We start from the raw sequence: 24738 nt of genomic DNA, 5'->3' as shown, positions 1-24738 counted from the left end.
GATCCCATCCCGAACTCGGCCGTGAAACACCTCAGCGCCAATGGTACTGCGTCTTAAGGCGTGGGAGAGTCGGTCGCCGCCAGGTCACCCGGACCCAAGGACAACAGCCGCGCAACACACAGCCACTTGCACCTGTCTTCGCTTCTCCATGCTCCCACGAGGCCGACCGGCACAATCGCGGGGTGGAGCAGCCCGGTAGCTCGTCAGGCTCATAACCTGAAGGTCGCAGGTTCAAATCCTGCCCCCGCAACCACATTCATCGAACACGCCGTCGCGAAATCCGCGGCGGCGTTTCTGTTTGTGCGCTACGCCGCCGTGATCCCGGTCTGGATAAGCTGTTCCATGAGCGTGGCGACAATCGTATCCAGGGGGTCCGGCATCTGGTTCTCCGTGTTTGGCGACACGGATCACGGGAACGAACAGGCGCCCAGCCCTGTGCTCCGGTACGCGGCTGGGGCAGCCGAAAAGCTCAAATGCCGAAATTCCAGACCTCGGGGTACGCCACCCGCGTTTTTCAAGGAAAGGCATTTTCCTTAAACAGAATCTTTACCGTGCTTATGCGACCGTCGGTTAGGTAGGGCATAGGCGGAATGATCGACCGAAGGTATTGCCTTCGCGGGATCTGCGAAAGCGTCAAAGACGCCTTCCTCTTGAACAGTGGGACGAGGGCTCAAGCAGTGGAGAGTTGCGTTGAAAAACCAAGGATTTAGCGCAAAGGCACTGGACGCCCAAAAAGCTTGTCCCACGTCAATCCGCCAGACCGCTGGGCGCAAAGGCGCCGTAGCCACCTCAACTCCGCACCGACCTCCCGCTAGATGGCAGCTTCCATGAACGTCACAGCCTCCACACAGAGCTGCGAGTCCAACGCCCCCTGCTCTACGGCGTCAGCACGCTCTCGGCTGGAGGAGGTCAAAAAGACGATCTGGCTGACCCGCTCCGACCTGCGGGCGCCCTGCGACGGCGACCGCCGATGCGGGCCTAGCGCCGCCGGAGCCCGGTCAAGAACTTCCGGCATCAAGCCGGCGCTAGCCGAAACCGGCTACCGCTGCATCAAAGCGGGACTGCGCCTCGATGCCGACGAGGGAAACTACGTTGTTGAGCGTTTTGTCGAGAAGCCTGAGCAGCCGACGGCAGAGGTTGGCTACCTTGGGGAGAATGACATTGTTCGCCTTGAGGACGGCTATGGGAGAGTACGAGCAGCTCAGCATACGCTGCCTTGTAACTAAAACGATTCCACGCCTACTGCACATTTTAGTCGACGGGATCAAGTCCGTGGGCATCCATAATGGCATTGTCCGCATTAATTTCATGAGGCTCGACACCGAAGGCAAGGACGAGGTGGTGCTCCAGTTGGCTCTCCCCCAGTCCCAAGCGCAGTCTGTGGCGAAAGCACTCAACAGCATTGCACGATAATTTCCTAGACGCGGACAGGTGGCATGGCACGTCGGAGCATTCATTCCTGACGAAGCGATCCATTGGCGCCGCTACCGCCTGGCATCCATCACACTGGCCGCATCCCTTGGGTAACGGCCACTAAGCGTTGCGACGGAGTACAAAGTGCAGATCGAGCAGACCCTTATACCCACGGCGAGGTTCAAGCTCGACGGCGGCCGGGTGCACCTCACCGCCTACGGCTCGAGTGCGGCTGGCCTGGAAGTGCGTGTGGACGGACAAGTGCTTGATCTGTGCGACAAGCCCGGAGACGCGATCCCAGGCAACCTCCTCCTCGCGCAAAACCAGCTGGCGAATGCCGATCTGTCGCAGAAGTTCACCAACTGGGTCATCCGTACGGACGGCCAGACGGAGGTCGGGTACGGCATCGACCTTTCTGACCAGTGGACTTGCGAGGCAGACAGCACCGGGTATGTGTCGTCACCGGATGCGGAGACCATCGTTGCGGTAGTCTATCGCGATCCGATCGACGGAGAACTCCTGCCAGTCGTGCCCGGCGCAACCTACCAAGCCTCTGCCTATTTTGCAGCTCATCGCTGCCACGGGGAACTGGTCTTGGAGTTCTACGACGCGGCCAAAAAGCAGCTGAGGGAGGCGACGGAGACCATTCGGAACGCCTTGGGCGGACGGCGGCTTTCCGACTACAAGCGTGCGGTCGTCACTGCCGCGGCGCCGGCAGGATCGGCGTATGTCCGCCTCGTAATGCGCAAGCGTCCTAAGGCCGCCGACAATTACCTTTTCTTCCTGCGCCTCTGGCTAGGGTGCGTTGCCGACGACGCCGTGCAGGAGTGGACCCCGGCCGCCTGGGGACCCGAGGAAATGGACGCCTTGCGCCGTTGCGGTGGCCAGGGGCAGACGATGACGATGACCTTGCCGAGCGTCTATTTCGATGGCGAGCCGCACGAGGTTGCTGTCTTCGATCGCGCCAGCGGAGAGCACGTGTTCGGATCGCCGCAGGTGTTCTCGGAGACGGCCGGCGTGACCGGACGCGTCGAGGCGCTGGACGGGACGGTGGTGGTCGGCTGGGTTCGCGACAAGGTACTCGGCGGCCCCGTCGAGCTTAGCTTCGCCATCGACGGCATCGTGGTTGGGGGTGGGGTGGCCGACCAGCATCGTAAGGATCAGGCTTATGGCTTCCGCTTGGCGATCCCGCGGAGCTATTGCGATGGCCTGCCACATCAATTCACGGTGCGGGCAGCCCAAACGCACGCGCCGGTCGGCGAACTTGCGGAGATCGCTCCGGCCTTCATGACGCCTTGGAGCGCATTGCAGCAGCACGCCGGCGCCAACCTTCCGGCCGCTGCCGCGCCCGCGGCGGGCTACCGGTATCAGAACATCCGTGACTGGCTCAGCGCACTCGGGCAAGCAGAGACCAGCGAGCGCTCGGCGCTTTCGACGACATTGTCGCAACTGGGCTTCCTGCACGAGATCCTGGTGGAGGGCTTCGAGAGGCGGCGACATTTCCCGCGCTTCGCGCTGCCGAAGGTGATGGCGCCGCAGGTCTCGATTGTAGTGCCGGTGCACAACAAGTTTGCCGTCACCTACAACTGCCTAGCGGCCTTGGCGTTTGCTTACAACAAGGCGAGCTTTGAGGTGATCGTCGTGGACGACGGCTCCTCCGACGAGACGCGCTCGTTGAGCGAGGTCGTGGCCAACGTCATCTATGTGCGCAACGAGGCCGCACAGGGCTTCATCCGGGCCTGTAACCTCGGTGCGAGCAAGGCGCGCGGCCAGTACGTCGTCTTCCTGAACAACGACACCGAGCCTACGTCGCGCTGGCTTGACGAACTCCTGTTCGTGTTCGACACCTTCGAGGGCGTCGGCATGGCAGGCTCTAAGCTGCTCTACGCTGACGGCAAGCTGCAGGAGGCAGGCGGCATCGTCTGGAACACCGGGAACCCATGGAACTACGGCCGGGCTGCAAATGCGCGCGCGCCGCAGTACAACTACGCACGCCAGGCCGACTACCTGTCCGGCGCTGCCGTGATGCTGCCCCACACGGTGTGGGACGCCGTCGGCGGCTTTAGCGAGGAATTCTGCCCGGCCTACTTCGAGGACACGGATCTGGCTTTCAAGGTGCGGGCACAGGGCCTGAAGACGGTCTACGCACCGATGTCGGTCGTTTATCACTTCGAGGGCATGAGCAACGGCACGAGCACCGCCTCGGGCATCAAGCGGTACCAGGAGATCAACCGGCCGAAGTTCAAGCGCAAGTGGGCGGCGGCTTGCCGGTTCAACGGAGAGGAGGGTAAGGACGTCGACCTCAACAAGGACCGTGGCATCCTGCACCGTGCATTGGTGATCGATGCCGAACCGCCGCGCCCGGACAACGACGCCGGCAGCTACGCGGCGATCCAGGAGATGCGCCTGCTCCAGGGGCTCGGCTTCAAGCTGACGTTCGCGCCGTTAAACTTCGCCTACTTGGGCGCTTATACCGAACGCCTCCAGCGGATGGGCGTCGAGGCCGTGTACGCGCCCTTCACAACATCGATCGAGGAACTTCTGACCGAGCGTGGTCGGGAGTTCGACATCGTGTACGTGACCCGCTACAGCGTGGCGCAGCAGGTGCTTGAAATCTTGCGCCGGCTGGCCCCACAGGCGAAGATCCTGTTCTGCAACGCTGACCTGCACTTCCTGCGCGAGATGCGCGAGGCGATCGCGGCCAACAACCAGGACGCCCTGCTCGACGCCCTCACCATGCGCGACCAGGAGTTGGAGGTGATGCGGCGAGTGGACGTGACGCTGTCCTACAACACGACCGAGCACGCTGTCATCATGAGCCATAATCTGGCTTCAACGAAGGTGGCGACGTGCCCGTGGGTGGTTGATGTGGTGGACGATATCCCTGGGTTCCAAGCGAGGCAGGATGTGGCGTTCCTTGGGGGTTTCGGACACCCGCCGAACCGGTCGGCAGTGCTGTTTTTCATTCAGAAGGTCATGCCGTTGCTGCGCAAGCGGGTGCCTGGGCTGCGGTTCCGCATCTACGGCAGCCGGGTGCCGGACGAGATCCGCGCGCTGGCGAGCGAGGACGTCGTGATCGAGGGTTACGTCGAGGACGTAGCGGACGTCTACAACGCCTGTCGGGTGTTCGTCGCGCCCCTAATTACTGGCGCCGGGATCAAAGGCAAGGTGATTGACGGGCTGGCCTATGGCACGCCGTCAGTGCTGTCGACGATTGCCGCCGAGGGCACAGCAATCCGCCAGGGTATCGACGCGCTGGTCGCGGAGACGCCGGAAGAGTGGGCCGATGCCGTAGCGCGGCTGTACACAAACCAGACGCTCTGGGAGGCGTTGTCGATGCACTCTCGCGAGCAGGCACGAACCGTGTACTCGTTCGAAAAAGGCAGGATGCTGATGCGCAAGGCTCTGGAGATGGCCGGAATCTATGTCCCGGACACAGCGAATGCGCTCGTGCCGCTAAAGGCGCGCACCTAACGTCGCGAGTTTTGCCTAACCGTCGTCGAGTCGATTGAAAGAACGTTGCTAGGAGCGTTAAGTACATAAACGCTCCTGTTCAAAGTTGAGGGGGTGCAAGGTGGAGCTTGCTGCTGTATCAATAGTTCCAATTAGAGCATGTGAGGCTCTTCCGTCGGGAAAGGTGTCCTTGAGTGTTGGGCGTAATGTACTTCGCGCCGAGGCTACCGGAGGCAGCCCCGACGAACGGTATGCTTTCTGCATCTTGCACTTGCGATTGACAGCTACACCTTCCCATTCGGGCCGGAGTGGCAAAGCAATTGTAAGGTGGCAGGACATACCGATCGCCACAGCGACCGTTCCCTCATACGGGTCCGTATGCACTCAAATTCCTTTAGAAGGCTTCAAGACTCCTTCGACATTTGTACTCGATGTCTCACTCAGTGAGGAGCAGTGGCATTTTGATGGTGACTTCGACGTTTTTAAGTTATCTGGAGCAGTCACCGCCGAAATTTTTGTTGAGATCAGTCAAAACCCAATTGGCCGTCGCGCGTACATTGTCCGTTCCGCAGAGTCCTGGTCGCGGGAGATGGGGTTGCATGGTGACTACCTAACACCCTCTTGCAGCGAAAATATTGAAAAAAGGATATTGGGTGCAATTACACGGAGGCATGGCTTCTCGCTAGTCAGATTAGGCGACGGCGAGGGAAGGGTATTGGGCTACCCAGGACATTTTACGGATCAGGAGGTGCTCGCACAGGTCCTGCACTATCAGTTTGGACCGGAGTCCATGCAGCGCGTGAAGGCCGCTGACCCCGATAATTGGATAGGAGCATCGATGAGTTTCCTGAGAGGAAAACTCGAGCAATCAGTGCAGAATGCCGATATGCTCGGCGTTCCAGTTTCTGAGTTCTATTGTGGTATGCAAAAGGCCATCACCCACGGCATGCTCGGGTACGCCTGCGCCATGCTTTATGCTATGTCTAGCACTCGGCCATTGAAGCCGACCGATTATGTTGGCACAAATGTGTTCCAGCTTGCAGCAGCTAAGGGGGCAATTTTCAAAAATATCGTCTTGCAGGCGAAATGGATATACTTGGTTGGGCCATGGGACCTCCGACCTGACTTAGCTAACGTTTTCGGGCGAGCCGACCTCAATTACATAAGGGTTCCTGGCCATTACACATGGCGCGGAAGTACAGGGTTTGGTCAGTATCCCGACCTATATAGATACGTCGAAACACGGCTTCTGAAGCTTGGCGACATCTCTGGATGCCTTTTTCTTGTCGGAGCCGGCATACTCGGGAAGTACTACTGCGACCTCATAAAGCGGCAGGGTGGGGTTGCCCTAGACATAGGTTCTGTATTCGACTCATGGGCCAAACGCGGCCTTCCATATGCCGTTGAGAATACTGATATAGAAATATCTAAGTTATCTCGGGAAAATCAGTAGCAGATTGATACACTTGGAGCATCCGGATGAGCGACGCCACGGTAAAGGTTGTTGTGCCCTCTAGCGCTAACGAGATCACATGGGCACCACTATTGGATAAACTCGAGCGCTTTGTTTATTCAGCGAATCGCCGTATTAGTGAAAAAGGGATGCTATATTACCAAGCTAGGGCAATCGAAACAGGGGTCATTGTTGTTCCCTCTCCTGCGAATGGAAATGAGTTACAACCCTTAGGTTCGCTTCGGTGCGCTGACAATCAGGTTTGTTACTTCTTTAATGATACCGATCCATTTTGGCTCATGACTGACGAGATCTCGAAATCGCGGGGAATCTCGTCCGCATACTATCCTTCCTCGCGTACCATAATTGCTTTTTCTCCAATCAGGGTAGACCATGAACTCATCGAATTTCTTGACCAAGAAACAGCACGTCTCCACACTGAGCTAGGCACAGGCATTGCAAAATTCGATGTCCGCCCTCTGATTGGGCATCAGAACTTCGCTCATCATGTCTGGAATGAACTCTCTCCTTTGGTTGAGACCATTTGGGAGCACGCACTTCAAATTCGAAATTTGTATGTGACGTACTCTCCCATCTTTGACCTAAGCAAAGCTCTCCCAGCAGTTAATGTCCACAAAATAGTCGCTGAGCGCGAAGCGCTTTCCATCGGGACGCTGTGGGTCCCAATTGGCGGCGCAAAGGTTAGCGCGAGGACAAAGCGTTTGTGCCTTGACGCCTCAATGGAGGATCTCACAGCCGATGAGGCGCGCGTGCTGGAGGAAGTAAAGACTTATGATAACATCATATGGGTTTCTGTACGATCTCACAACCGTACACTAGTGAATCAGGTTGCTGCACTCTCCCAAATCTGTGCAGGGGTCCTTTCATTGAGCTCGAGGGTCGCTGTCGTGCTGGATGGATTTTCTCTTCCACGCGATATTGATAGTAATCGGAGCTATCGCGCAATTAGATTTTTGGATAACTCGCTTCAACTGGCGCAGCAGACTGCATCGGTTGCGGATGAGGTTATACTAGAGACTGAAAGGTTACTGAAAGGCGCCGCTAAGAGAATGTACAATGGTGCTGGAGTCCGGCTTCCATTGTCTCTTTCGCTTGCGTCTGTATGTAGCTTCTACATCTGCCACCACGGTACACAGCAACACAAAGTAGGCTGGTTTTTCAGTATTCCTGGTGTGGTCCATACGAATAGGCACGTAATTGCGAGCAAGCCAGCCGGATGGGTCAGAGATCAATCAGAGGGATCGCTTGCGCCCCAATACGTTGGTGAGGAAGACGTAAGAAATTCTGCAAAGGTAAGTGAACCGGAGTACTTTGGGTCCTACGATCTAGTAAATGTTTTTGGAATAATCTCTCAAGCCAGCAATATCGTTCACAGGAAGGAGCCCACCATGCGCGTTGAACGACGGTCAGATGTTATCAATGAGTTCACAAAAGAGTTCCCTCAATGTCGTTACTTAGAGGTCGGCCTTTGGAAGGCCGAGACATTCCGTGAGGTCATCGCTCATTTGAAGGTGGGTATTGATCCGAATTTTCGTTTTTCAAGAGCTGATGTGGAGAAACCAGGGGTCATTCTCGAGGAAGTGAAATCGGATGACTATTTCTTCGGCGAGCGGCATAAAGATTTATGCTTTGACGTTGTCTTTCTGGATGGTCTGCATACATTTGAGCAGACATTGCGCGACTTTAACAATGCACTGGTTAAGCTGGACCGAAACGGCGTAATTATCATCGACGATGTGCTTCCGTCGTCCTATCTGGCAAGCATCAGTGATCCCGGCCTCGTATCTAAAATACGATCGCCGGATAACCCGTTCAATGATAACTCGAGCGCTTGGATGGGTGATGTTTACCGGCTAGTGTACTTTATAGAGACATTCTACCCTATGATTGAATTTGCGCTGGTCAAAGAAACCCAGGCCCAACTCGTTTGCTGGCGCAGACGAACAGCTCGCAACATTCTAGGGGTAGGATTTGGGAAAGTTGAAGCAATTTCCAGAGTTGATTATGCCCATTTGCTTGCAGACTACAAAAGATTCAACGCTCTGTCCCTTGCTGATATAAAATCAAGGTATAGCAGCGAGATCGGGTCTGTTTCTAGGGATTAACGTCAGCACAACTTGCCATCGCTCAAGCGGCTGGTCAGACGACGAAGATCGGCTGACCAGTGACGCGGTTGTATGGAGACAGCCAAAGCTGATGCCGGCAAGTTGGTGTCCCTGATCACACAACGCGGACAGAATCCGGGCGCCAGAGGCCGAGCATGCGGTTCGGGACGAGGACGGCAACCGCGATCTCGGTCTGTTGCCGGTCGTCGGTGTGGAAGCGTAGACCATCCCCGATCACGTGTTTGTAGCGGCTGAAGAAGGCCTCCGGGAGCGCACGCACGTTGAAGCCGGACGTCGTCTGCCATGCCATGCGACCATCCTCGGCGATGGCCTGCAGATGCCGATCTCGCGGTGTCGCGTTGCTCTGCGCGGTGTCGCTCGGAACCGCCGTGGAGCGCGGTAGCACGACCACGGCCGCTCTCGGATGCCGCTCCGGTCGTAGGCGCCATTGGCGACGACGGCATTGAGGGGCTTGACGATCTGGTCCAGCAGAGGGCCGACTTGCCAGGCGTGTCCACGTCATGATCGGTCCGTGTCGCGGTGACGATGCGCTTAGTGGTGGCATTCAGGCCGACGTGAGGCTTGCGCCACGCGCGGCGCCGGCGTGTGCCGTGCTTCTCAACCAGCCAGTCACCGGGCGCGCACAGCTTCACGCCAGTACTGTCGACCAGCAGACGGATCAGTTCGGTGGCTTTCGCTGGCGGGGTCGGGACCGCGACGGTTTGGGCCCAGCGGCGCACCGTGCAATGGTTCGGCAGCGCCAGATCGAGCCCGAGCAACTGGACCAAGAATGCGAGCAAACGCTCCGTTTGCCTTAGGGTCAAGGTGTACACCGCGCGCAGCATCAACGCCGTGAGGATCGCCAGTTCGGAGTAGGTGCGTTGTCCGCCCGGTGTCGCTCGAGTCTCGGCGCGCCAACGCTCCACGGCCTCGTCGCTGAACCAGACGGTCAGGCCGCCACCCGCCCGCAGTGCGGCATCATAATCCTTCCAGTTGCGAACTCGGTGTCGCTGCTTAGGGATGTGGTGGCGACGAGCGGCGTTGGTCGGATCGGAACGTGGAAAGATCGGTGGCGCCTCTCCTACGATGCCGCCTCGCCACCCGCAATCTCCGCCTCGCTGCAACAACGTCGCGTGCGCTGGACTGTTGTCCGAGTTTGAGTGAACATCCGGCGCCATTGAGGAGTGAGCGCCGCCATGTTGGACACTGTGCTTATCGGAAGCGTTGACGTCTGCACAAGAGATCGTGTCGCTGGTTGGGTCGCGAACAAGGCAGACCCAGCCGAGAGCTTTTCGGTCGAGATCCTTGTGGATGGCTCGGTGGTATCGACCGTCCGCGCCAACATCATGCGCAACGATCTTGTGAAGGTCGGCTATGGTCCTCATGGTTTCGAGTTTAAGCTTCGCCCTCACCACTTCCAACCTGGTGGCGGCGCTGTTGTGGAGGTCAGGGTTGCCGACCATGAATGGACCGTCGCCTTCGGCAAGCACGCCAGCGGATCGGTCGGCCGGGTCCATCAGCCGCTTGAGGTTGTGAGCCTCTACGATGTGCCGGAGCAGCGTGAAGCCGTGCCGTTTGAGCCCGTCGCTTTCACCAGGCAGTCCAGCATCACAGTCGGAGCAAAGGTTGCCTATGCGCATCCGGACATCCCGGTTTTCGGAGTGCCAGGGGACGATCCGGAAAGGGAACACGTCTACTCCAACTTTCGCGCGGTCAATGAATACATGCCGCCGGCCAGGTGCTTCTTCTTCCGCGGGGCGCTGGTCGGCCCGACCGGTGCCGTAATCACGGACAACCGAAACATCGCTCTCGAAACCGTGGAAGGGGGATGGGACAGTCAAGGCTTTGCGACGGACGCGGAAGGCGCCGTCTACTTCACAGACTTCGGGAGTTTGGCCATGGACGATTACGTCGCCGAGCCGGTTGTCGCGATCCAGAAAGGTGGCTTCGCTAACTACGCTCTTTGGCTGACGGAGTGCCTGCCGCGAGCCTTCATCGCCTCGCGCCTCCTAGGTGGAGCCAAGCCGAAAATTATGTTGCGCACCGCGCGCATGCCGTCCCGCGCCATCATGGATCGGTGTCTCAAGACGCTGGCGATGATCGGCATCGAGCAGAATGACATCATTATCCGCAACAACCGCTGGGACCGGGTGGCGGACCTGTATGTGCCGATCGTCACCGACCCGAGGTTGCAGCGCCGGGTCTCACCGGCCTTTGCAGAGTGCATCGCCGCCCTCCTGGAGCATCAAGGACTTCGGCCAAAGCCGTGGCGCAAAATCTACGTCTCGCGCCGCGACGCCTCCATCCGTCGCGTGTCGAACGAAGAGGCCCTTATGGAGGCCTTGGCCCCCCATGGTTTCGAGCTCATCTGCCCAGGTGACTTGAGCTTTGAGGATCAGATCAAGGTCTTTTCTGAAGCCGAGATCGTGGTCGGGCCGCACGGCGCCGGCATGGCAAACGTGGCATTCATGACGCCCGGCACGAAGGTGGTAGAGATCTTCTCCCGAACCGTCCTGGAACGCCGCCCCTTCCGCGATATCAGTTTAACGAAAGGGCTGCGGTACTGCGCGGTCGTATCGCCTGATCGGAGCCTGCCGAGTCACAGCAGCGACTTCACGGTGGCCCCCCCGAGCGTGATGCAGGCGGTGGAGTTTATCGATGCATAGGGCTTCAAGGTCGCCACGCGACAGGCCGGACAAAGACGGGCGTTCCGCGCTTGGCATGCCAATACACATCGCGCACATCTACGCTGATGGCAACCCCTCAGCCCAGATCAGTGTCCGGGCTTTTGCCCCTGTTACGCGGCTGACTGGTGGGCAGGGCAAATGCCGGAGGGTGTCACGGTGTAACGACTCATCGGGCAACCTGCGGGTACCCGGGGGCGCTACAGATCGAAACTTCCTGAATTTGATATCAGGCGGTTCCATGGGAAATCGACATACGGCATGCGGCTCTCGGCTTCCGCGGCCCGCCTCCTGGCCGCCGGCACCGGCAAGAACGCTGTAAGGTCTTGCCCATGAAAGAACAGATAGAGCAGGCCGAAGCCGTCCGTGCCGCCGAACAGCAGAAAGAAGCATTCCACCTGTCCTTTTTGTTGCGGGTGCGCCGGATTAGACAAATCATGACAATGTATACTCTCGGCTGCATTGCCGGAGATTCCTTCCGACTGCACATGTAATGAAGGTGTCACTTTCCCCTAATCAGAATGTCAGAGTTAGGGAACAGGATGCGCCCCAACAATTTCATTGTCAGGGTGCTCCATGCCGACACCAAAAGCGCCGGCCAAACCAGCCATCAGGGTGAAGCAGCTCCAGCGGAGCTTCGGGGCGCGCAAAGCGCTCGACCACGTGAACGTCGAGGTCCAGCCCGGTGAAATGGTCGCCCTGATCGGCGCGTCCGGCTCGGGCAAGTCGACGCTTCTGCGCCATCTCGTGGGGCTGGCGGGCGACAAGGCCCCGGGGAGCGTGGAGATGCTGGGCCGGAGCGTGCAGGCTGACGGGCGCGTGTCGTCCGACATCCGCCGCGTCCGGGCCGATGTCGGCTTCGTCTTCCAGCAGTTCAACCTTGTCGGGCGCCTGCCGGTGATGACGAACGTGCTGGCCGGCACGCTGTCCCGCGTGCCCTTGTGGCGCAGCCTGACCGGCCGCTTCACGGTGGAGGAACGCCAGGCCGCGCTCGACGCGCTGGCGCGGGTCGGCCTGCACGAGATGGCCTGGCAGCGCGCCTCGACCCTGTCCGGCGGCCAGCAGCAGCGCGCCGCCATCGCCCGCACGCTGGTCCAGCGGGCCAAGGTCATCCTTGCCGACGAGCCCATCGCCTCGCTCGATCCGGAATCCTCCCGACGCGTCATGGAGATCCTCGCGCGGATCAACGCCGAGGACCGCACCACCGTCGTGGTGTCCCTCCACCAGGTCGATTTCGCCGTCCGCTACTGCCCGCGCACGGTGGCCCTGCGCGACGGGTCGGTCGTCTATGACGGGCCGAGCGCCGGCCTGACGCCGCAGCTCCTGCGCCATCTCTACGGTGCTACCGCCGACGAGCTTCACGGCGCCGCGGACGGCTTCGACGTCCGGGATGTGGCCTTGCGCGCCGGCCGTGCCCAAGGGCTGAGCGGGGCCGCGGCGGTCGCCTGAACGCCGCTCCCTTCCTCGTACGAACCAACAGCCAAGAACTGGAGCCTCCCATGAAGCGCACGATCGTCGCGGCCGGCGTCCTGCTGTCCGGCCTCTGCCTCTCCGGTGCCGCCCGGGCCGACCTGAAGGAGCTGTCCTTCGGGATCATCTCCACCGAATCCTCGCAGAACCTGAAGCAGGACTGGCAGCCCCTGCTGGAGGACATGGAGAAGCAGACGGGCATGAAGGTCCGCGCCTTCTTCGCGCCCGACTATGCCGGCATCATCGAAGGCATGCGCTTCGACAAGGTGCAGGTCGCCTGGTACGGCAACAAGGCGGCCATGGAGGCGGTCGACCGCGCCGGGGGCGAGGTCTTCGCCCAGTCGGTCGATGTGTCCGGCAATCCGGGCTACTGGTCGCACCTGATCGTCCACAAGGACAGCCCGCTGGCGTCCATGGAGGACGTGCTGAAGAAGGCCGGCAGCCTGTCCTTCGGCAACGGCGACCCGAACTCGACCTCGGGCTTCCTGGTGCCGGGCTACTACGTGTTCGCCCAGAACGGCATCGCCGATCCCAAGGCGGTCTTCAAGCGGGTGGTCAGCGCCAACCACGAGACCAACGCGCTCGCCGTCGCCAACGGCCAGGTGGACGTCGCCACCAACAACAACGAGAACCTGGGCAAGATCCAGGACCGTTTCCCGGAGAAGTACGCGCAGATCAAGGTGATCTGGACCTCGCCGCTGATCCCGGCCGACCCGCTGGTCTGGCGCAAGGACCTGAGCGACGGCGACAAGAAGAAAATCAAGGACTTCCTCCTCGGCTACGGGGTGAAGACGCCGGGCAAGCCCGACGCCCAGCTCGAGCGGGAGAGCAAGGTGCTGGCCGGCCTGAAATGGGCGCCCTTCAAGGAATCGACCAACAGCCAGCTGATCCCGATCCGCCAGCTCGAGCTGTTCAAGGCCCGCACCAAGATCGAGACGACGGAGATGCCGGCCGAGGAGAAGGCGGCGAAGCTGGCCGACATCGACGCGCAGCTCGCCCGGCTGAAGACGCTGGCCTCGGCCCAGTAAGGAGCTGACGGACCGACGGGCGGCGGGCCGGTCCCGCCGCCCTTTGCTTATCCCCCATTCCGCACGAAACGAGCGCGAGCCCCGCATGACCACGTCGCCCTCCGTGGCCCCCGCCGCATCCGCCGGCGGCAAGGTGCCGCTGTCTCCGCCCCTGCGCCAGTCCCTGCCGGCCCTGCTGGGCTGGGCCGTGCTGCTGGCCGTGCTGGCCGCCTCCTGGGAAGGAGCGGAGATCCGCCCCTGGGCGCTCATCTCCGACGCCGGCAACATGGCGACCTTCGCGCGCGACTTCTTCCCGCCGAACTTCACGGATTGGCGCTATTACCTGCAGGAGATGCTGATCACCCTGCAGATCGCCGTCTGGGGAACGGCGCTGTCGGTCGTTCTCGCCGTGCCCTTCGGGCTGCTCTGCGCGGAGAACATCGCCCCGGTCTGGGTCCGCCAGCCGGTGCGCCGCCTGATGGACGCCTTCCGCGCCATCAACGAGATGGTCTTCGCCATGCTGTTCGTCGTGGCGGTCGGGCTCGGCCCCTTCGCGGGCGTGATGGCCCTGTTCATCCACACCACGGGCATCCTCGCCAAGCTCTTCTCCGAGGCGGTCGAGGCCATCGACCCGCGCCCGGTGGAGGGCATCCGCGCCACCGGCGCCAACGCGCTGGAGGAGATCGCCTATGGCGTGATCCCGCAGGTCCTGCCGCTGTGGATCAGCTACACGCTCTACCGTTTCGAATCCAACGTCCGCTCCGCCACGGTGGTCGGCATGGTGGGGGCGGGCGGCATCGGCGTGGTGCTCTGGGAAATCATCCGGGGCTTCTACTTCGCCGAGACCTGCGCGGTGATGCTGATCATCATCGCCACCGTGACCCTCATCGACATCGCGTCCGCGCGCCTGCGCAAACTGTTCATCTGAAGGACCCTTCGCCGATGCGCATCGATTGCGGGCAGGGCAACGAGCCCTGGACCCAGAACCGCGTCCTGTCCGAAACGCCGGAGATCGATCCGTCCTCCGTGGTGCGGGCCTCGGATTTCGGCCGCTACACCTATCTCGGCCCCCGCTCCTCCGTGCTGGAGACGGAGCTGGGCGATTACGGCTACGCGATGGGCGACAACCAGATCGCCCACGCCGTCATCGGGAAATTCTGCAACATCGCGACCGGCGTCCGCATCAACCCGAGCAACCATCCCTGGTGGCGCGCGACCCTGCATCACTTCACCTACCGCTCCCGCTCCCACGGGTTCCAGGCGGAGGACGAGGCCGAGTTCTTCCAGTGGCGGCGCGACCACAAGGTCACCATCGGCCACGACGTCTGGATCGGCCACAACGCCATCGTCATGCCCGGCGTCACCATCGGGACCGGCGCCATCGTCGGCAGCGGCGCGGTGGTGACCAAGGACGTGCCGGCCTATGCCATCGCCGTGGGCGTGCCGGCGCGCGTCCTGCGCATGCGCGTCGACGAGCGCACCGCCGAGCGGCTCCAGCGCATCGCCTGGTGGGACTGGACGCACGACCGGCTCGACGCGGCGCTGGAGGATTTCCGGAGGCTGGACGCCGCGGCCTTCGCGGAGGCCTACGACCGGTGACCAACCCAGCCGACACGGGTCCCACTCAACCGCTCGCGCCCCTGATCCTCGTCGTCGGCCCGAGCGGCGCCGGAAAGGACACGCTCATCGAGGGCGCGCGGCGCGCGCTGGCCGGCGACGGGTCGCTGTCCTTCGCCCGCCGCGTGGTGACCCGCGACGCGCAGGCCGGGGCGGAGGACCATGACGTCCTCTCGCCCGAGGATTTCGCCGAGGCCGAACGCACGGGCGCCTTCCTGCTGTCCTGGCGCGCCCATGGGCTGGGCTACGGCATCCCCGCCAGCGTGCAGGCGCAGCGCCGGGCCGGCGTCGCGGTGGTCGCCAACGTGTCCAGGACCGTCATCGCCGATGCGAGGCGCCGGCAGGCGCCGGTGCGGGTGGTGGTGGTCACGGCACCGCCCCAGCTGCTGGCCGCGCGCCTCGCCGGCCGCGGCCGCGAATCCGCCGCCGACATCCTTGCCCGCCTGCGCCGTGCCGAGGAGTTCCTTCCCGCAGGCCCCGACGTGCAGACCGTCGTCAACGACGCGTCGCCCGAAGACGGCATCCGCGCTTTCGTCGCCGTCATAGACAGGATCAAATCCGGGCCTGAAGGCCCCTACGGAACGGTGGCGCGCCGCCGGGTGGCGCAATGAGGAGACGGAACGCGATGGCGGGAGGGATCGTGACGGCGGTGTGCCTCGGCGCCGTTCACGCCTTCGGCAAGCAGCGCCAGGCTTCATCTCGGCGATGAGGCCGTCGTTGAGCTAACCGGCCTGCGCAATCCCTGTGTCCAGATCGACGCGTTCCAGCCGGGCCTGATGGCGGCCGTTCTGGACCGGGATGCACAGGGCAACATCATCCGCAAGGCCGGGGTCATGGCGATCGTGCGCGCCGGGGGTGTGCTGCGCCAGGGCGGCCCGATCCGGACCGAGCGGCCGCCGGGTCCGGGCCTGCCCTTGAGGCCTGTCTGAAAAGAAGGGGACCGGCGCCGCCGGTCCCCTTGAAGAACGATGAACTCCCGGAACGAAGAACTCCCGGCCGGCGACCCGTCACGCGACCTGCCGGCCCTGCCGCCAGACGCCGCGGATCACCGGCACGTCGCCGGTGTCGCGGACGCGGACGAGGTCGGCGCGGCGTCCCGGTTCGATGCGGCCGCGGTCGTCCAGTCCCGCCGTCTCGGCCGGGGAGGCGGAGACCATGGCGACCGTCTCGTGCAGGGGCAGGCCGAGCGGCCCCCGGTGCAGCAGGAAGGCGGCGTGCATCAGGCTGATCGGCACATAGTCGGAGGAGAGCAGGTCCAGGCAGCCCTCCGCCGCCAGCTCCGCCGCCGAGATGTTGCCGGAATGGGAGCCGCCGCGCACGACGTTGGGAGCACCCATCAGCACCTTCATGCCCTCGGCACGGGCCGCCCTGGCGGCTTCCAGCGTCGTCGGGAACTCGGAGAAATGCGTGCCGAGGCCGCGCGCTTCCTCCACATGCTCCAGCGTGGCGTCGTCGTGGCTCGCCACGATGAAGCCCCGGCCGCGGCAGATCTCCGCGATGATCCGCCGGTGCTTGGCGGAATGGAGCGCGCTCGCCGCCTGCTGGCGCGCGGTGAATTCGGCCATCTCCGCCGGGGAGAGGCCGTATTTGCCCATGTAGTATTCCCGGTACTTGTCCTCGCGCACGAACTGGCGCTGGCCGGGCGTGTGGTCCATCAGCGAGACGATGCGCACCAGCGGGTCGTCGAGGAAGGCGCCGAAAAGCTCCAGTATGTTGGCGCAGGCGACCTCGCAGCGCAGGTGCAGCCGGTGCTCGGCCCGGAAATGGCCGTCCGCCTGGCCGTTGCCGATGGCCGCGACCATCGCCTCCAGGTTGGCGAGCCGGGCCGATCCGTCCATGACGTCGCCGCAGGCGATGGCGTCGAAGACGGTGGTGACGCCGGCGGACGCCATCTGCGCGTCGTGCGCCATGGCCGCCGCCGCCGGGTTCCAGCGCACCTTCGGGCGCGGGGTCATGTGCTTTTCGAGATTGTCGGTGTGGAGTTCGACCAGCCCCGGCAGCAGATGGTCGCCCTCGCAGTCGATGGCGCCGGCCACGGCGCTGTCGCCGCGCGCCAGGTCGGCCAGCAGCCCGTCGCGGACGCAGACGGTGCCGTGGAACACCTCGTTGCGGGTCACTACCCGCGCGTTCCGGAAGACGAGGTCCTGGGACGGTTCCCGGTTCATTGGACGGTCTCGCTCTGCATGTCGACGGTGCGGTCGGCGACGGCCTCGCGGATCTCGTCGTCGTGGAAGACGCCCACCAGGGCGGTGCCGGCGGCTTTCGCCTCCGCGATCAGCCCGGCCACGACGGCGCGGTTGCGGGCGTCGAGCGAGGCGGTCGGCTCGTCCAGCAGCAGGATCGGGTGGCCGGCGGCGAAGCCACGGGCGATGTTGACGCGCTGCTGCTCGCCGCCGGAGAAGGTGGCAGGGGCCAGCGCCCACAGCCGTTCCGGGATGCGCAGCCGCGCCAGCAGCTCCGCCGCCCGCTCCTTGGCCGCATCCGCCCCCGCGCCGCGCGCCCGCAGGGGCTCCGCCACCACCTCGATGGCGGGGACGCGGGGAATGGCGCGCAGGAACTGGCTGACATAGCCGAGGCTGTGCGTGCGCAGCCCGATGATGGCGCGCGGGTCGGCGCTGGCGACGTCCACCGCGCCGTCGCCGTGGCGCACCCGGATCGAGCCGGCGTCCGGCTTGCAGTTGCCGTAGAGGCAGCGCAGCAGGGTCGATTTGCCCGAGCCGCTCGGCCCGTGCAGCGCCACGCATTCGCCGGCCCGCACCTCCAGGCTCGCGTTGCGGAAGACCGGGATCGCGGTGCCGCCCTGGGTGTGCAGCACATAGGTCTTGGACAGGTCGGAGACCGATATCATCGGGGTCATGGCTGGAGCACCGAGGAAACGAGGAGCTGCGTGTAGGGATGGTGCGGGTCGTCCAGCACCTGGTCGGTCAGGCCCTGTTCCACGACCTCGCCCCGGCGCATCACCATCAGCCGGTGCGCCAGAAGCCGGGCCACGGCGAGGTCGTGCGTCACGACGATGGCCGCGAGGCCGAGGTCGGCGACGAGCCGGCGCAGCAGGTCGAGCAGCCGCGCCTGAACCGAGACGTCCAGCCCGCCCGTGGGCTCGTCCATGAAGACCAGCCGCGGCCGGGTGACGAGGTTGCGGGCGATCTGGAGGCGCTGGAGCATGCCGCCGGAAAAGGTCCGCGGCTGGTCGTCCAGCCGGCCGGTGTCGATCTCCACCATCTCCAGCCAGTTTCCGGCCTCCTCGCGAATGGCGCCGTAGTTGCGGGCGCCGACCGCCATCAGCCGCTCGCCGACGTTGGCCCCGGCGGACACGCCCATGCGCAGCCCGTCGCGCGGGTTCTGGTGGACGATGCCCCAGTCGGTGCGGGTCAGCTGGCGCCGGCGCGCCTCGGACAGCCCGTAGACGTCCACCGGCCCCTCGTGCCGGGTGTCGTAGAGGACACGGCCGGCATTCGGCTCCAGCCGGGCGGAAAGGCAGTTCAGCAGCGTCGTCTTGCCCGAGCCGGACTCGCCGACGATGCCCATCACCTCGCCCGGCCACAGCGCGAAGGAGACGTCGCGGCAGCCGACGCGCTCCCCATACAGGCGGGTGAGCCCTTCGACCCTCAGAAGCGGCTGTTCGCTCATTCCGCGGCCTCCGCCTGGCGGGCCTGCTGCCCGCCGCAGTAATCGGTGTCGGAGCAGACGAACATCCGTCCGCCCCGGTCGTCGGTCACCACCTCGTCCAGGAAGGACTCCCGCGACCCGCACAGCGCGCAGGCCTGGTCCCAGCGCTGCACCTCGAAGGGGTGGTCCTCGAAATCGAGGCTCCGGACCTCCGTGAAGGGGGGCACGGCGTAGATGCGGCGCTCGCGCCCCGCGCCGAACAGTTGGAGCGCCGGGTTCATGTGCATTTTCGGATTGTCGAACTTCGGGATGGGCGAGGGGCGCATCAGGTAGCGGCCCGCCACCAGGACCGGATAGTCGTAGGAGGTGGCGATCCGGCCGTGGCGCGCGATGTCCTCGTACAGCTTGACGTGCATGGCGCCGTAGTCGGACAGGGCGTGCATGCGCCGCGTCTCCGTCTCGCGCGGCTCCAGCCAGCGCAGGGGCTCGGGGATCGGCACCTGGTAGACCAGGATCTGCCCCTCGCGCAGCGGCGTCTCGGGGATGCGGTGGCGGGTCTGGATCACGGTCGCCTCGGTGGTCCGCTCGGTGGTCGCGATGTCTGCGGTGCGGGCGAAGAAGCGCCGGATCGAGACGGCGTTGGTGGTGTCGTCGGCGCCCTGGTCGATTACCTTCAGCACGTCGCGGGCGCCGATCACGGCGGCCGTCACCTGGATGCCGCCGGTGCCCCATCCGTAGGGCAAGGGCATCTCCCGGCTGCCGAAGGGCACCTGGTAGCCGGGGATCGCCACCGCCTTCAGGATGGCGCGCCGGATCATGCGCTTGGTCTGTTCGTCCAGATAGGCGAAGTTGTAGCCGCTGGTCATTCGGCCGCCTCCCGCGTGCCGGTCCCGTCGCCGCCCGGCGGGCCGGCGGCCTCGCGGGCGCGCAGGCGCCGGATCAGTTCGAGTTCGGATTGGAAATCCACGTAATGCGGCAGCTTCAGGTGCTGCACGAAGCCCGACGCCTCCACGTTGTCGGAGTGGGACAGGACGAACTCCTGGTCCTGCGCCGGGGAGACCGGCTCCTCCCCCAGCTCCGCGCAGCGCAGCGCCCGGTCCACCAGCGCCATCGCCATGGCCTTGCGCTCGGCCCGGCCGAAGGACAGGCCGTAGCCGCGCGTGAACTGCGGCGGCTGGGTCTTCGACCCCTTGAACTGGTTGATCATCTGGCATTCGGTGACCGTGATCTCGCCGATTTCCACGGGGAAGCCCAGCTCCTCCGGCACCAGCTCGACCGCGACCTCGCCCATGCGGATCTCGCCCGCGAAGGGGTGGGTGTTGCCGTAGCCGCGCTGGCCGGAATAGGCGAGCGCCAGCAGGAAGCCCTCGTCCCCGCGCGCCAGATTCTGGAGCCGCAGGTCGCGCCCGGCCGGATAGGCCAGGGGCTGGCGCGTCAGGTCGCCGGGAGCCGCGCCGTCGCCGGGCTCCTCGCGCTCGATCAGCCCCTCATGGCCCAGCACCTCGGCCACCCGCGGGATGTCCCGCTCCACCGGGGCCGCGCCCACGGCGGCCGGTTCCGGCGCGGCACCGTCGGCGAGGCCGAAATCCAGCAGGCGGTGGGTGTAGTCGTAGGTTGGCCCCAGCATCTGCCCGCCCGGCAGGTCCTTGAAGGCGGCGGAGATGCGGCGGCGGATCGCCATGCCCGCAGTGTCGATCGGCTCGCTGGCGCCGAAGCGCGGCAGGGTCGTGCGATAGGCGCGGACCAGGAAGATCGCCTCGATCAGGTCGCCCTGCGCCTGCTTCACGGCCAGTGCCGCCAGCTCGCGGTCGTAGACCGAGCCCTCGGTCATCACCCGGTCCACCGCGAGGCCGAGCTGGCCGGCGATCTGGTCGAGGCTCAGGGGCGGCGTTCCGGGATCGCCCCGGCGCTCCTCCGCCATCAGCCGGTGCGCGTTGTCGATGGCCTTCTCGCCACCCTTCACGGCGACATACATGGGTTCACTCCCCGATGCGGGTGGAGCGCGGCAGGGCCGCGATCCGGCCGCCGCAGGTGAAGACCAGGTCCACGCCCAGCGGGAAGCCGGCGTGGTTGTCGCGGACCCAGCCCGCGAAGGCCGGCGGCAGTCCGCCGACGCGCAAGGACGCCCGGTCGCGGATGCCCGGCCCGGTCAGGACCCAGCCGGCCCCGGCAGCCAGCGACGCCACCTGGACGATCACGGTGCAGGACCGGTCCGGATATTCCTCGGTACCCACGGCGAAGGCGGAGAGCGGCGGCATGAGGGCGGGGCCGGCCACCAGCGCGAAGACCGCCTCCGCCGGTTCGGAGGCGAGCGGGCAGCCGCAATGGAAGCGCAGGTGTGCTGCGGCTTCGGCCGACTCGGCTGCCCCGTCGAGCCAGACGGGAGTCTCGAAATCGGCCAGCGCCATGAGCACGGCGGCGCTGCCGGCGGAAAGCGGGGCCGGCGCCTCGATGCCAAGCGCCAGATCGTGGATCGTGCCCGGCCGCGCCATCGCGTCCAGCACGGCGCGGAAGACGCCCTGCGCGTCCTGTACCGGGTCGCCGAAACCCGGAAGCGGACCGGTCGGGGGGACCCCTCCGGCGGGCCCCGTGTGGGAAAGGGTCGTCACGGATCAGGTCTCCCCGCGGATCATGGTGAAGAAATCGACACGGGTCGCCGCTGCCTTGCGCGAGGCCATGTCCCGCCGTTCGGCCTGGGCGCGTTCGAGCGGGGCGATGACCAGAGCTTCGATGGACGCCCGCCGTTCCTCGTCCTGGAGCAGCGCGTCGATCACTGCGGCGCGTTCCGCGTGGGAGGCGTCGCGTCCCGCCACATAGGCGTGGCCGACGGCTCCATCGGCCAGTCGGACCGAACAGCGCGTCACGGTCATCTCGCCGACGTTGAAGGCGGCGCCGTCGCCGCCCATCCGGCCGCGCACCATGGCAAGCCCGGTTTCGGGCCGGCGCAGATGGACATAGCCGGACGGCGCGCCCAGGGCGCTCCACGCCTCGTCGATCTCGGGAGGACGGGCCTTGGCGAGCACGCCCATCCAGCGGCGGCGCGCGGCGATGTCGGATGATGTCATGGACAAACCCAAAATTTGTCTAGATGTCTATACCGTTCTTCGTGCACTATGCGCGCCGGGTCAGGGCGCGGTAAAGGCGGGAAGGGTGAATTTTCAATGACAGAAGACGGCGGCATGGGCGGCATGAACGGCGGCGATCTCGCGCGGGGTGCTGGCACCGCCCTGTGGCGGCAGATCGCCGAACGGATCGAGGCGGACATCCTGAAGGGGCTGCACCCGCCCGGAGAAAAGCTGCCCACCGAACACGCGCTGGCGGAGTCCTTCGGCGTCAACCGGCACACCGCCCGCCGCGCCGTGCTGGCACTGGCGGAGAAGGGGCTGGTCCGGGTCGAGCAGGGGCGCGGCACCTTCGTGCAGGAAAGCGTGATCGACTACCGCTTGAGCCGCCGCACCCGCTTTTCCGAGAACCTGTCCGCCGAGCGGCGGGAGGCCGGTGGGCAGCTTCTCGGCCTCGCCGAGGCAGCGGCCGAGGCCGCCGTGGCGCGGGCACTGGGCATCGCGGAAGGGGCCGAGGTCATCGTGATCGAGCGGCTCGGCGAGGCTGACGGCCGGCCGGTAAACGTGTCCTCCCACTACTTCCCGAAGGCGCGTGTTCCGGGCCTCGCCGAGGCCTACCGGGCGTCGGGCTCGATCAGCGCGGCGCTCACCGCCTGCGGCGTCGCCGACTACACGCGCCGGGTCACGCGCATCACCGCGCGCCCGGTCCGCTCGGCCGACGCGCGCCTCCTCCAGCAGGCGCCCAACCGCCCCATCCTGCTGACCGAGAGCATCAACGTGGATGCCGGCGGCGAGCCCATCGAATACAGCGTGGCGCGCTGGGCGTCGGACCGGGTCCAGCTCGTCGTCGAGCCGAACGGCTGAGGACGGGGGATTTCACGCAAACTTAACCTCACCGCGTCGGTTTTTGTCGTAGACCGGGCCAATCCCTTCCCAATCGGAGGCGAATGACCGTCATGACCGGCCCCGAACGCTACGCCATCTATTTCCTGCCCGAGGAGGGCAGCGAACTCGCCCGGTTCGGAGAATGGTGGCTCGGCCGTTCCGCCCGCGCGCCCGGCTACGGCGCGCTTCCGGCGCTCGGCCTCGATCCGGCTTGGCACGAAACGCTGATCGCCGCGGCCCGTCGTTACGGGTTCCACGCGACGCTCAAGGCTCCCTTCCGCCTCGCCGAGGGCGCCACGCCTTCGGCCTTGGCGGAGGCGGTCGCCGAACTCGCCAGCCGCCGTCCGGCCTTCGTCGCGGCACCGCTTGGTCTGCAGGAACTCCATGGTTTCCTGGCCTTGCGCCCGAGCGTGCCCGAACCGGCGCTGGACGATCTGGCTGGCGCCTGCGTGCGCGACCTCGACCGCTTCCGGGCTCCCCCGACGCAGGAAGAACTGGCGAAACGGCGGAAATCGCCCTTGAGCGTCCGCCACGAAGAGCTGATGGCGCGCTGGGGCTATCCTTACGTCCTCGACCAGTTCCGCTTCCACCTGACCCTGACCTGCCGCATCGCCGAGGAGGAACGGTCGCGGATCCGCCGCCTTCTCGAACCAGCCCTGGAGGCCGTGCTGGCCGAGCCCTTCGCCGTCCGCTCGGTCTGCCTTGCCGTGCAGCCCGCGCCGTCGGCCCCCTTCGTCCTGGCGGAACGCTTCGCCCTCACAGGTGAGGGACCGGCCTTTGCGGGAACGATGGGCGCAACGGTGGACGTGGAAACGGCGGGCGTGCAAGCGGCCGGCGCGTGACGGACCGGCCTGCCTCCGGGATTCGGCTGGTCACGCTCAACAGTTGGAAGGGCGACGGCGCCTACCGGGAGCGTCTGCGCGCCATGGTACGCGGTGTCCAACGGCTGCGCCCGGACCTGCTGATGCTCCAGGAATCGCTGCTCTGTCCGGAGCTTGGGCTGGACACGGCAGGCCATCTGGCCCGTTTCACGGGGATGGAGGTGGTTCAACTTCCCTTGCGCCGGAAACCGCGCGCCGTCGAGGGCCGCAGGGCCGACAGTTGGTCCGGCCTGGCGGTGCTGTCGCGCCGTCCCGTGCTGTCCAGCCGCCGGATTGATCTTCCCTCCGACCCGCGCGATGGCGAGCGGGCGGCGCTTCTGGTGGAGATCGACCTCGCCGGCCGCCGCCTGCTCGCCGTGAACCTGCATCTGACTCATCTCCGCGACGGCGGCGACCTGCGCCGCGCGCAACTCGCCGCTATCGTGGCCGAACTGCGGGCGGCGGGACTGGCGGACGCCGTGCTTCTGGCCGGCGACTTCAACACCGGGCCGGATCTTCTGCGCCTGGAGGAGCTTGGCCTGACCGACTGCCGCGCGCGGCTCGGCCTCCCCGCCGCCACGACCATGGCGGACGGCGGCTTGGAAAGCGGAGACACCGCCTGTCCGGCCCCCAGCTGTCTGGACCATGTTCTGGCGGGGCCGGGGTCGGCGCTCCGGCCGGTGCGTCTGTTGACCGACCTGCACGCCAGCCCGTCCGAGGGGCTGCCGGCCGCCAGCGATCATCTGGCTGTTGTCCTCGACTTCGAAATGGGAAGCCCTCTCCATGCACCGCGGTGTCGGCCGCGCCTACGGAGAACCACGTGCCTACGGAGAACCACGTATTGAGCCCCGGCTGAAACACCCAGAACATACGCATCGATCACGTCGCCTCGTCGGGGCAGCGGAGCAAAGGGAATGGACGAGAGGAGCGATACACCGTACTCCTCGAAACATACCCAGTCCGTGACTTCGACGCTATTCCGGAGAATAGCATACGCATCTGCCATCGTTCCGCTCACAACTGCGGGAGCGGGGGCGTGCTTGCGCTTTTTTCTTGATCGAGCGAGCGTGACCAACGTCGAAATGCGCCGGAGCGGCCT

General features: G+C 64.7%; 22 protein-coding genes, 1 tRNA gene and 1 rRNA gene. 15 read left to right on the top strand and 9 right to left on the bottom strand.

Annotated features, from left to right (window positions below):
• The 5 genes from rrf to JUB11_RS27695 form a co-directional block, all read left to right on the top strand.
• Positions 1-85: ribosomal RNA gene (gene rrf / locus JUB11_RS27715) — 5S ribosomal RNA — on the top strand; the annotation flags it as partial.
• A 91-nt stretch (positions 86-176) separates the two neighbouring features.
• A tRNA-Met gene (locus JUB11_RS27710) sits at positions 177-253 on the top strand.
• A 1304-nt stretch (positions 254-1557) separates the two neighbouring features.
• On the top strand, positions 1558-4887 hold the full coding sequence (locus JUB11_RS33445; protein ID WP_207462032.1) for a glycosyltransferase: 3330 nt from the start codon (positions 1558-1560) through the stop codon (positions 4885-4887).
• 574 nt (positions 4888-5461) lie between these two features.
• Complete coding sequence (locus tag JUB11_RS27700; RefSeq protein WP_207462031.1) at positions 5462-6319, top strand: hypothetical protein; 858 nt, start codon at positions 5462-5464, stop codon at positions 6317-6319.
• 26 nt (positions 6320-6345) lie between these two features.
• The gene (locus tag JUB11_RS27695; RefSeq protein ID WP_207462030.1) at positions 6346-8445 is read left to right on the top strand and encodes a class I SAM-dependent methyltransferase; all 2100 of its coding nucleotides are present in this window, start codon (positions 6346-6348) and stop codon (positions 8443-8445) included.
• A gap of 115 nt (positions 8446-8560) precedes the next feature.
• Here JUB11_RS27695 and JUB11_RS33020 read toward each other — a convergent pair whose 3' ends face one another.
• Complete coding sequence (locus JUB11_RS33020; RefSeq protein ID WP_247887370.1) at positions 8561-8857, bottom strand: hypothetical protein; 297 nt, start codon at positions 8855-8857, stop codon at positions 8561-8563.
• Between the two features lie 784 nt (positions 8858-9641).
• Here JUB11_RS33020 and JUB11_RS27685 point away from each other — a divergent pair.
• Positions 9642-11111 (top strand): glycosyltransferase family 61 protein, encoded by a 1470-nt coding sequence (locus JUB11_RS27685; protein WP_207462028.1) that lies wholly within the window; start codon positions 9642-9644, stop codon positions 11109-11111.
• Positions 11112-11329: 218 nt separating this feature from the next.
• Here the strand turns inward: JUB11_RS27685 and JUB11_RS27680 are convergent, their stop codons facing one another.
• Positions 11330-11635 carry a hypothetical protein gene (locus JUB11_RS27680; RefSeq protein ID WP_207462027.1) on the bottom strand — a complete coding sequence of 102 codons (306 nt, stop codon included), beginning with the start codon at positions 11633-11635 and terminating at the stop codon, positions 11330-11332.
• 70 nt (positions 11636-11705) lie between these two features.
• Here JUB11_RS27680 and phnC point away from each other — a divergent pair, with 70 nt between their 5' ends.
• The 6 genes from phnC to JUB11_RS27650 all read left to right on the top strand — a co-directional run bounded on the left by phnC (position 11706) and on the right by JUB11_RS27650 (position 16152).
• On the top strand, positions 11706-12578 hold the full coding sequence (gene phnC / locus JUB11_RS27675; protein ID WP_207462026.1) for a phosphonate ABC transporter ATP-binding protein: 873 nt from the start codon (positions 11706-11708) through the stop codon (positions 12576-12578).
• A gap of 50 nt (positions 12579-12628) precedes the next feature.
• Positions 12629-13627 (top strand): phosphonate ABC transporter substrate-binding protein, encoded by a 999-nt coding sequence (gene phnD, locus JUB11_RS27670; protein ID WP_207462025.1) that lies wholly within the window; start codon positions 12629-12631, stop codon positions 13625-13627.
• A gap of 85 nt (positions 13628-13712) precedes the next feature.
• Positions 13713-14534 (top strand): phosphonate ABC transporter, permease protein PhnE, encoded by an 822-nt coding sequence (phnE, locus tag JUB11_RS27665; RefSeq protein WP_207462024.1) that lies wholly within the window; start codon positions 13713-13715, stop codon positions 14532-14534.
• Positions 14535-14548: 14 nt separating this feature from the next.
• Entirely contained in the window at positions 14549-15205 is a 657-nt protein-coding gene (locus JUB11_RS27660; RefSeq protein ID WP_207462023.1) for a DapH/DapD/GlmU-related protein, read from the top strand.
• Entirely contained in the window at positions 15202-15834 is a 633-nt protein-coding gene (gene phnN, locus JUB11_RS27655) for a phosphonate metabolism protein/1,5-bisphosphokinase (PRPP-forming) PhnN (RefSeq protein ID WP_348771523.1), read from the top strand. The genes JUB11_RS27660 and phnN overlap by 4 nt, the downstream gene beginning before the upstream one ends.
• Positions 15835-15999: 165 nt before the next feature.
• Positions 16000-16152, top strand: coding sequence for a hypothetical protein (locus tag JUB11_RS27650; protein WP_207462022.1), 153 nt, complete (start codon positions 16000-16002; stop codon positions 16150-16152).
• A gap of 78 nt (positions 16153-16230) precedes the next feature.
• Here the strand turns inward: JUB11_RS27650 and JUB11_RS27645 are convergent, their stop codons facing one another.
• The 7 genes from JUB11_RS27645 to phnG are packed head-to-tail and all read right to left on the bottom strand — an operon-like array spanning position 16231 to position 21897.
• Complete coding sequence (locus JUB11_RS27645; protein ID WP_207462021.1) at positions 16231-17388, bottom strand: alpha-D-ribose 1-methylphosphonate 5-triphosphate diphosphatase; 1158 nt, start codon at positions 17386-17388, stop codon at positions 16231-16233.
• Positions 17385-18080, bottom strand: coding sequence for a phosphonate C-P lyase system protein PhnL (phnL, locus tag JUB11_RS27640; RefSeq protein WP_207462020.1), 696 nt, complete (start codon positions 18078-18080; stop codon positions 17385-17387). The genes JUB11_RS27645 and phnL overlap by 4 nt, the downstream gene beginning before the upstream one ends.
• Positions 18077-18853, bottom strand: a complete 777-nt coding sequence (phnK, locus tag JUB11_RS27635; RefSeq protein ID WP_207462019.1) for a phosphonate C-P lyase system protein PhnK — start codon at positions 18851-18853, stop codon at positions 18077-18079. Before phnK ends, phnL begins: the two co-directional genes overlap by 4 nt.
• On the bottom strand, positions 18850-19698 hold the full coding sequence (locus JUB11_RS27630) for an alpha-D-ribose 1-methylphosphonate 5-phosphate C-P-lyase PhnJ (protein ID WP_207462018.1): 849 nt from the start codon (positions 19696-19698) through the stop codon (positions 18850-18852). Before JUB11_RS27630 ends, phnK begins: the two co-directional genes overlap by 4 nt.
• Positions 19695-20807: a carbon-phosphorus lyase complex subunit PhnI gene (locus JUB11_RS27625; protein ID WP_207462017.1), complete on the bottom strand. Its 1113-nt coding sequence runs from the start codon at positions 20805-20807 to the stop codon at positions 19695-19697. Before JUB11_RS27625 ends, JUB11_RS27630 begins: the two co-directional genes overlap by 4 nt.
• 4 nt (positions 20808-20811) lie before the next feature.
• Positions 20812-21441, bottom strand: coding sequence for a phosphonate C-P lyase system protein PhnH (gene phnH, locus JUB11_RS27620; RefSeq protein ID WP_207462016.1), 630 nt, complete (start codon positions 21439-21441; stop codon positions 20812-20814).
• Between the two features lie 3 nt (positions 21442-21444).
• Positions 21445-21897: a phosphonate C-P lyase system protein PhnG gene (gene phnG / locus JUB11_RS27615; protein WP_207462015.1), complete on the bottom strand. Its 453-nt coding sequence runs from the start codon at positions 21895-21897 to the stop codon at positions 21445-21447.
• Between the two features lie 96 nt (positions 21898-21993).
• Here phnG and phnF point away from each other — a divergent pair, with 96 nt between their 5' ends.
• The 3 genes from phnF (at position 21994) to JUB11_RS27600 (ending at position 24484) form a co-directional block, all read left to right on the top strand.
• Complete coding sequence (phnF, locus tag JUB11_RS27610; RefSeq protein ID WP_247887369.1) at positions 21994-22758, top strand: phosphonate metabolism transcriptional regulator PhnF; 765 nt, start codon at positions 21994-21996, stop codon at positions 22756-22758.
• 83 nt (positions 22759-22841) lie between these two features.
• Positions 22842-23621, top strand: coding sequence for a DUF1045 domain-containing protein (locus tag JUB11_RS27605; RefSeq protein WP_207462014.1), 780 nt, complete (start codon positions 22842-22844; stop codon positions 23619-23621).
• Positions 23618-24484 (top strand): endonuclease/exonuclease/phosphatase family protein, encoded by an 867-nt coding sequence (locus JUB11_RS27600; RefSeq protein ID WP_348771522.1) that lies wholly within the window; start codon positions 23618-23620, stop codon positions 24482-24484. The genes JUB11_RS27605 and JUB11_RS27600 overlap by 4 nt, the downstream gene beginning before the upstream one ends.
• The last annotated feature ends 254 nt before the right edge of the window (positions 24485-24738 follow it).

Source organism: Azospirillum sp. SYSU D00513 (genome assembly GCF_017356015.1).
Taxonomy (GTDB): domain Bacteria; phylum Pseudomonadota; class Alphaproteobacteria; order Azospirillales; family Azospirillaceae; genus Azospirillum.
Note: the sequence above shows the minus strand (reverse complement) of the source record. Positions and strands in the feature narration are given on the sequence as shown.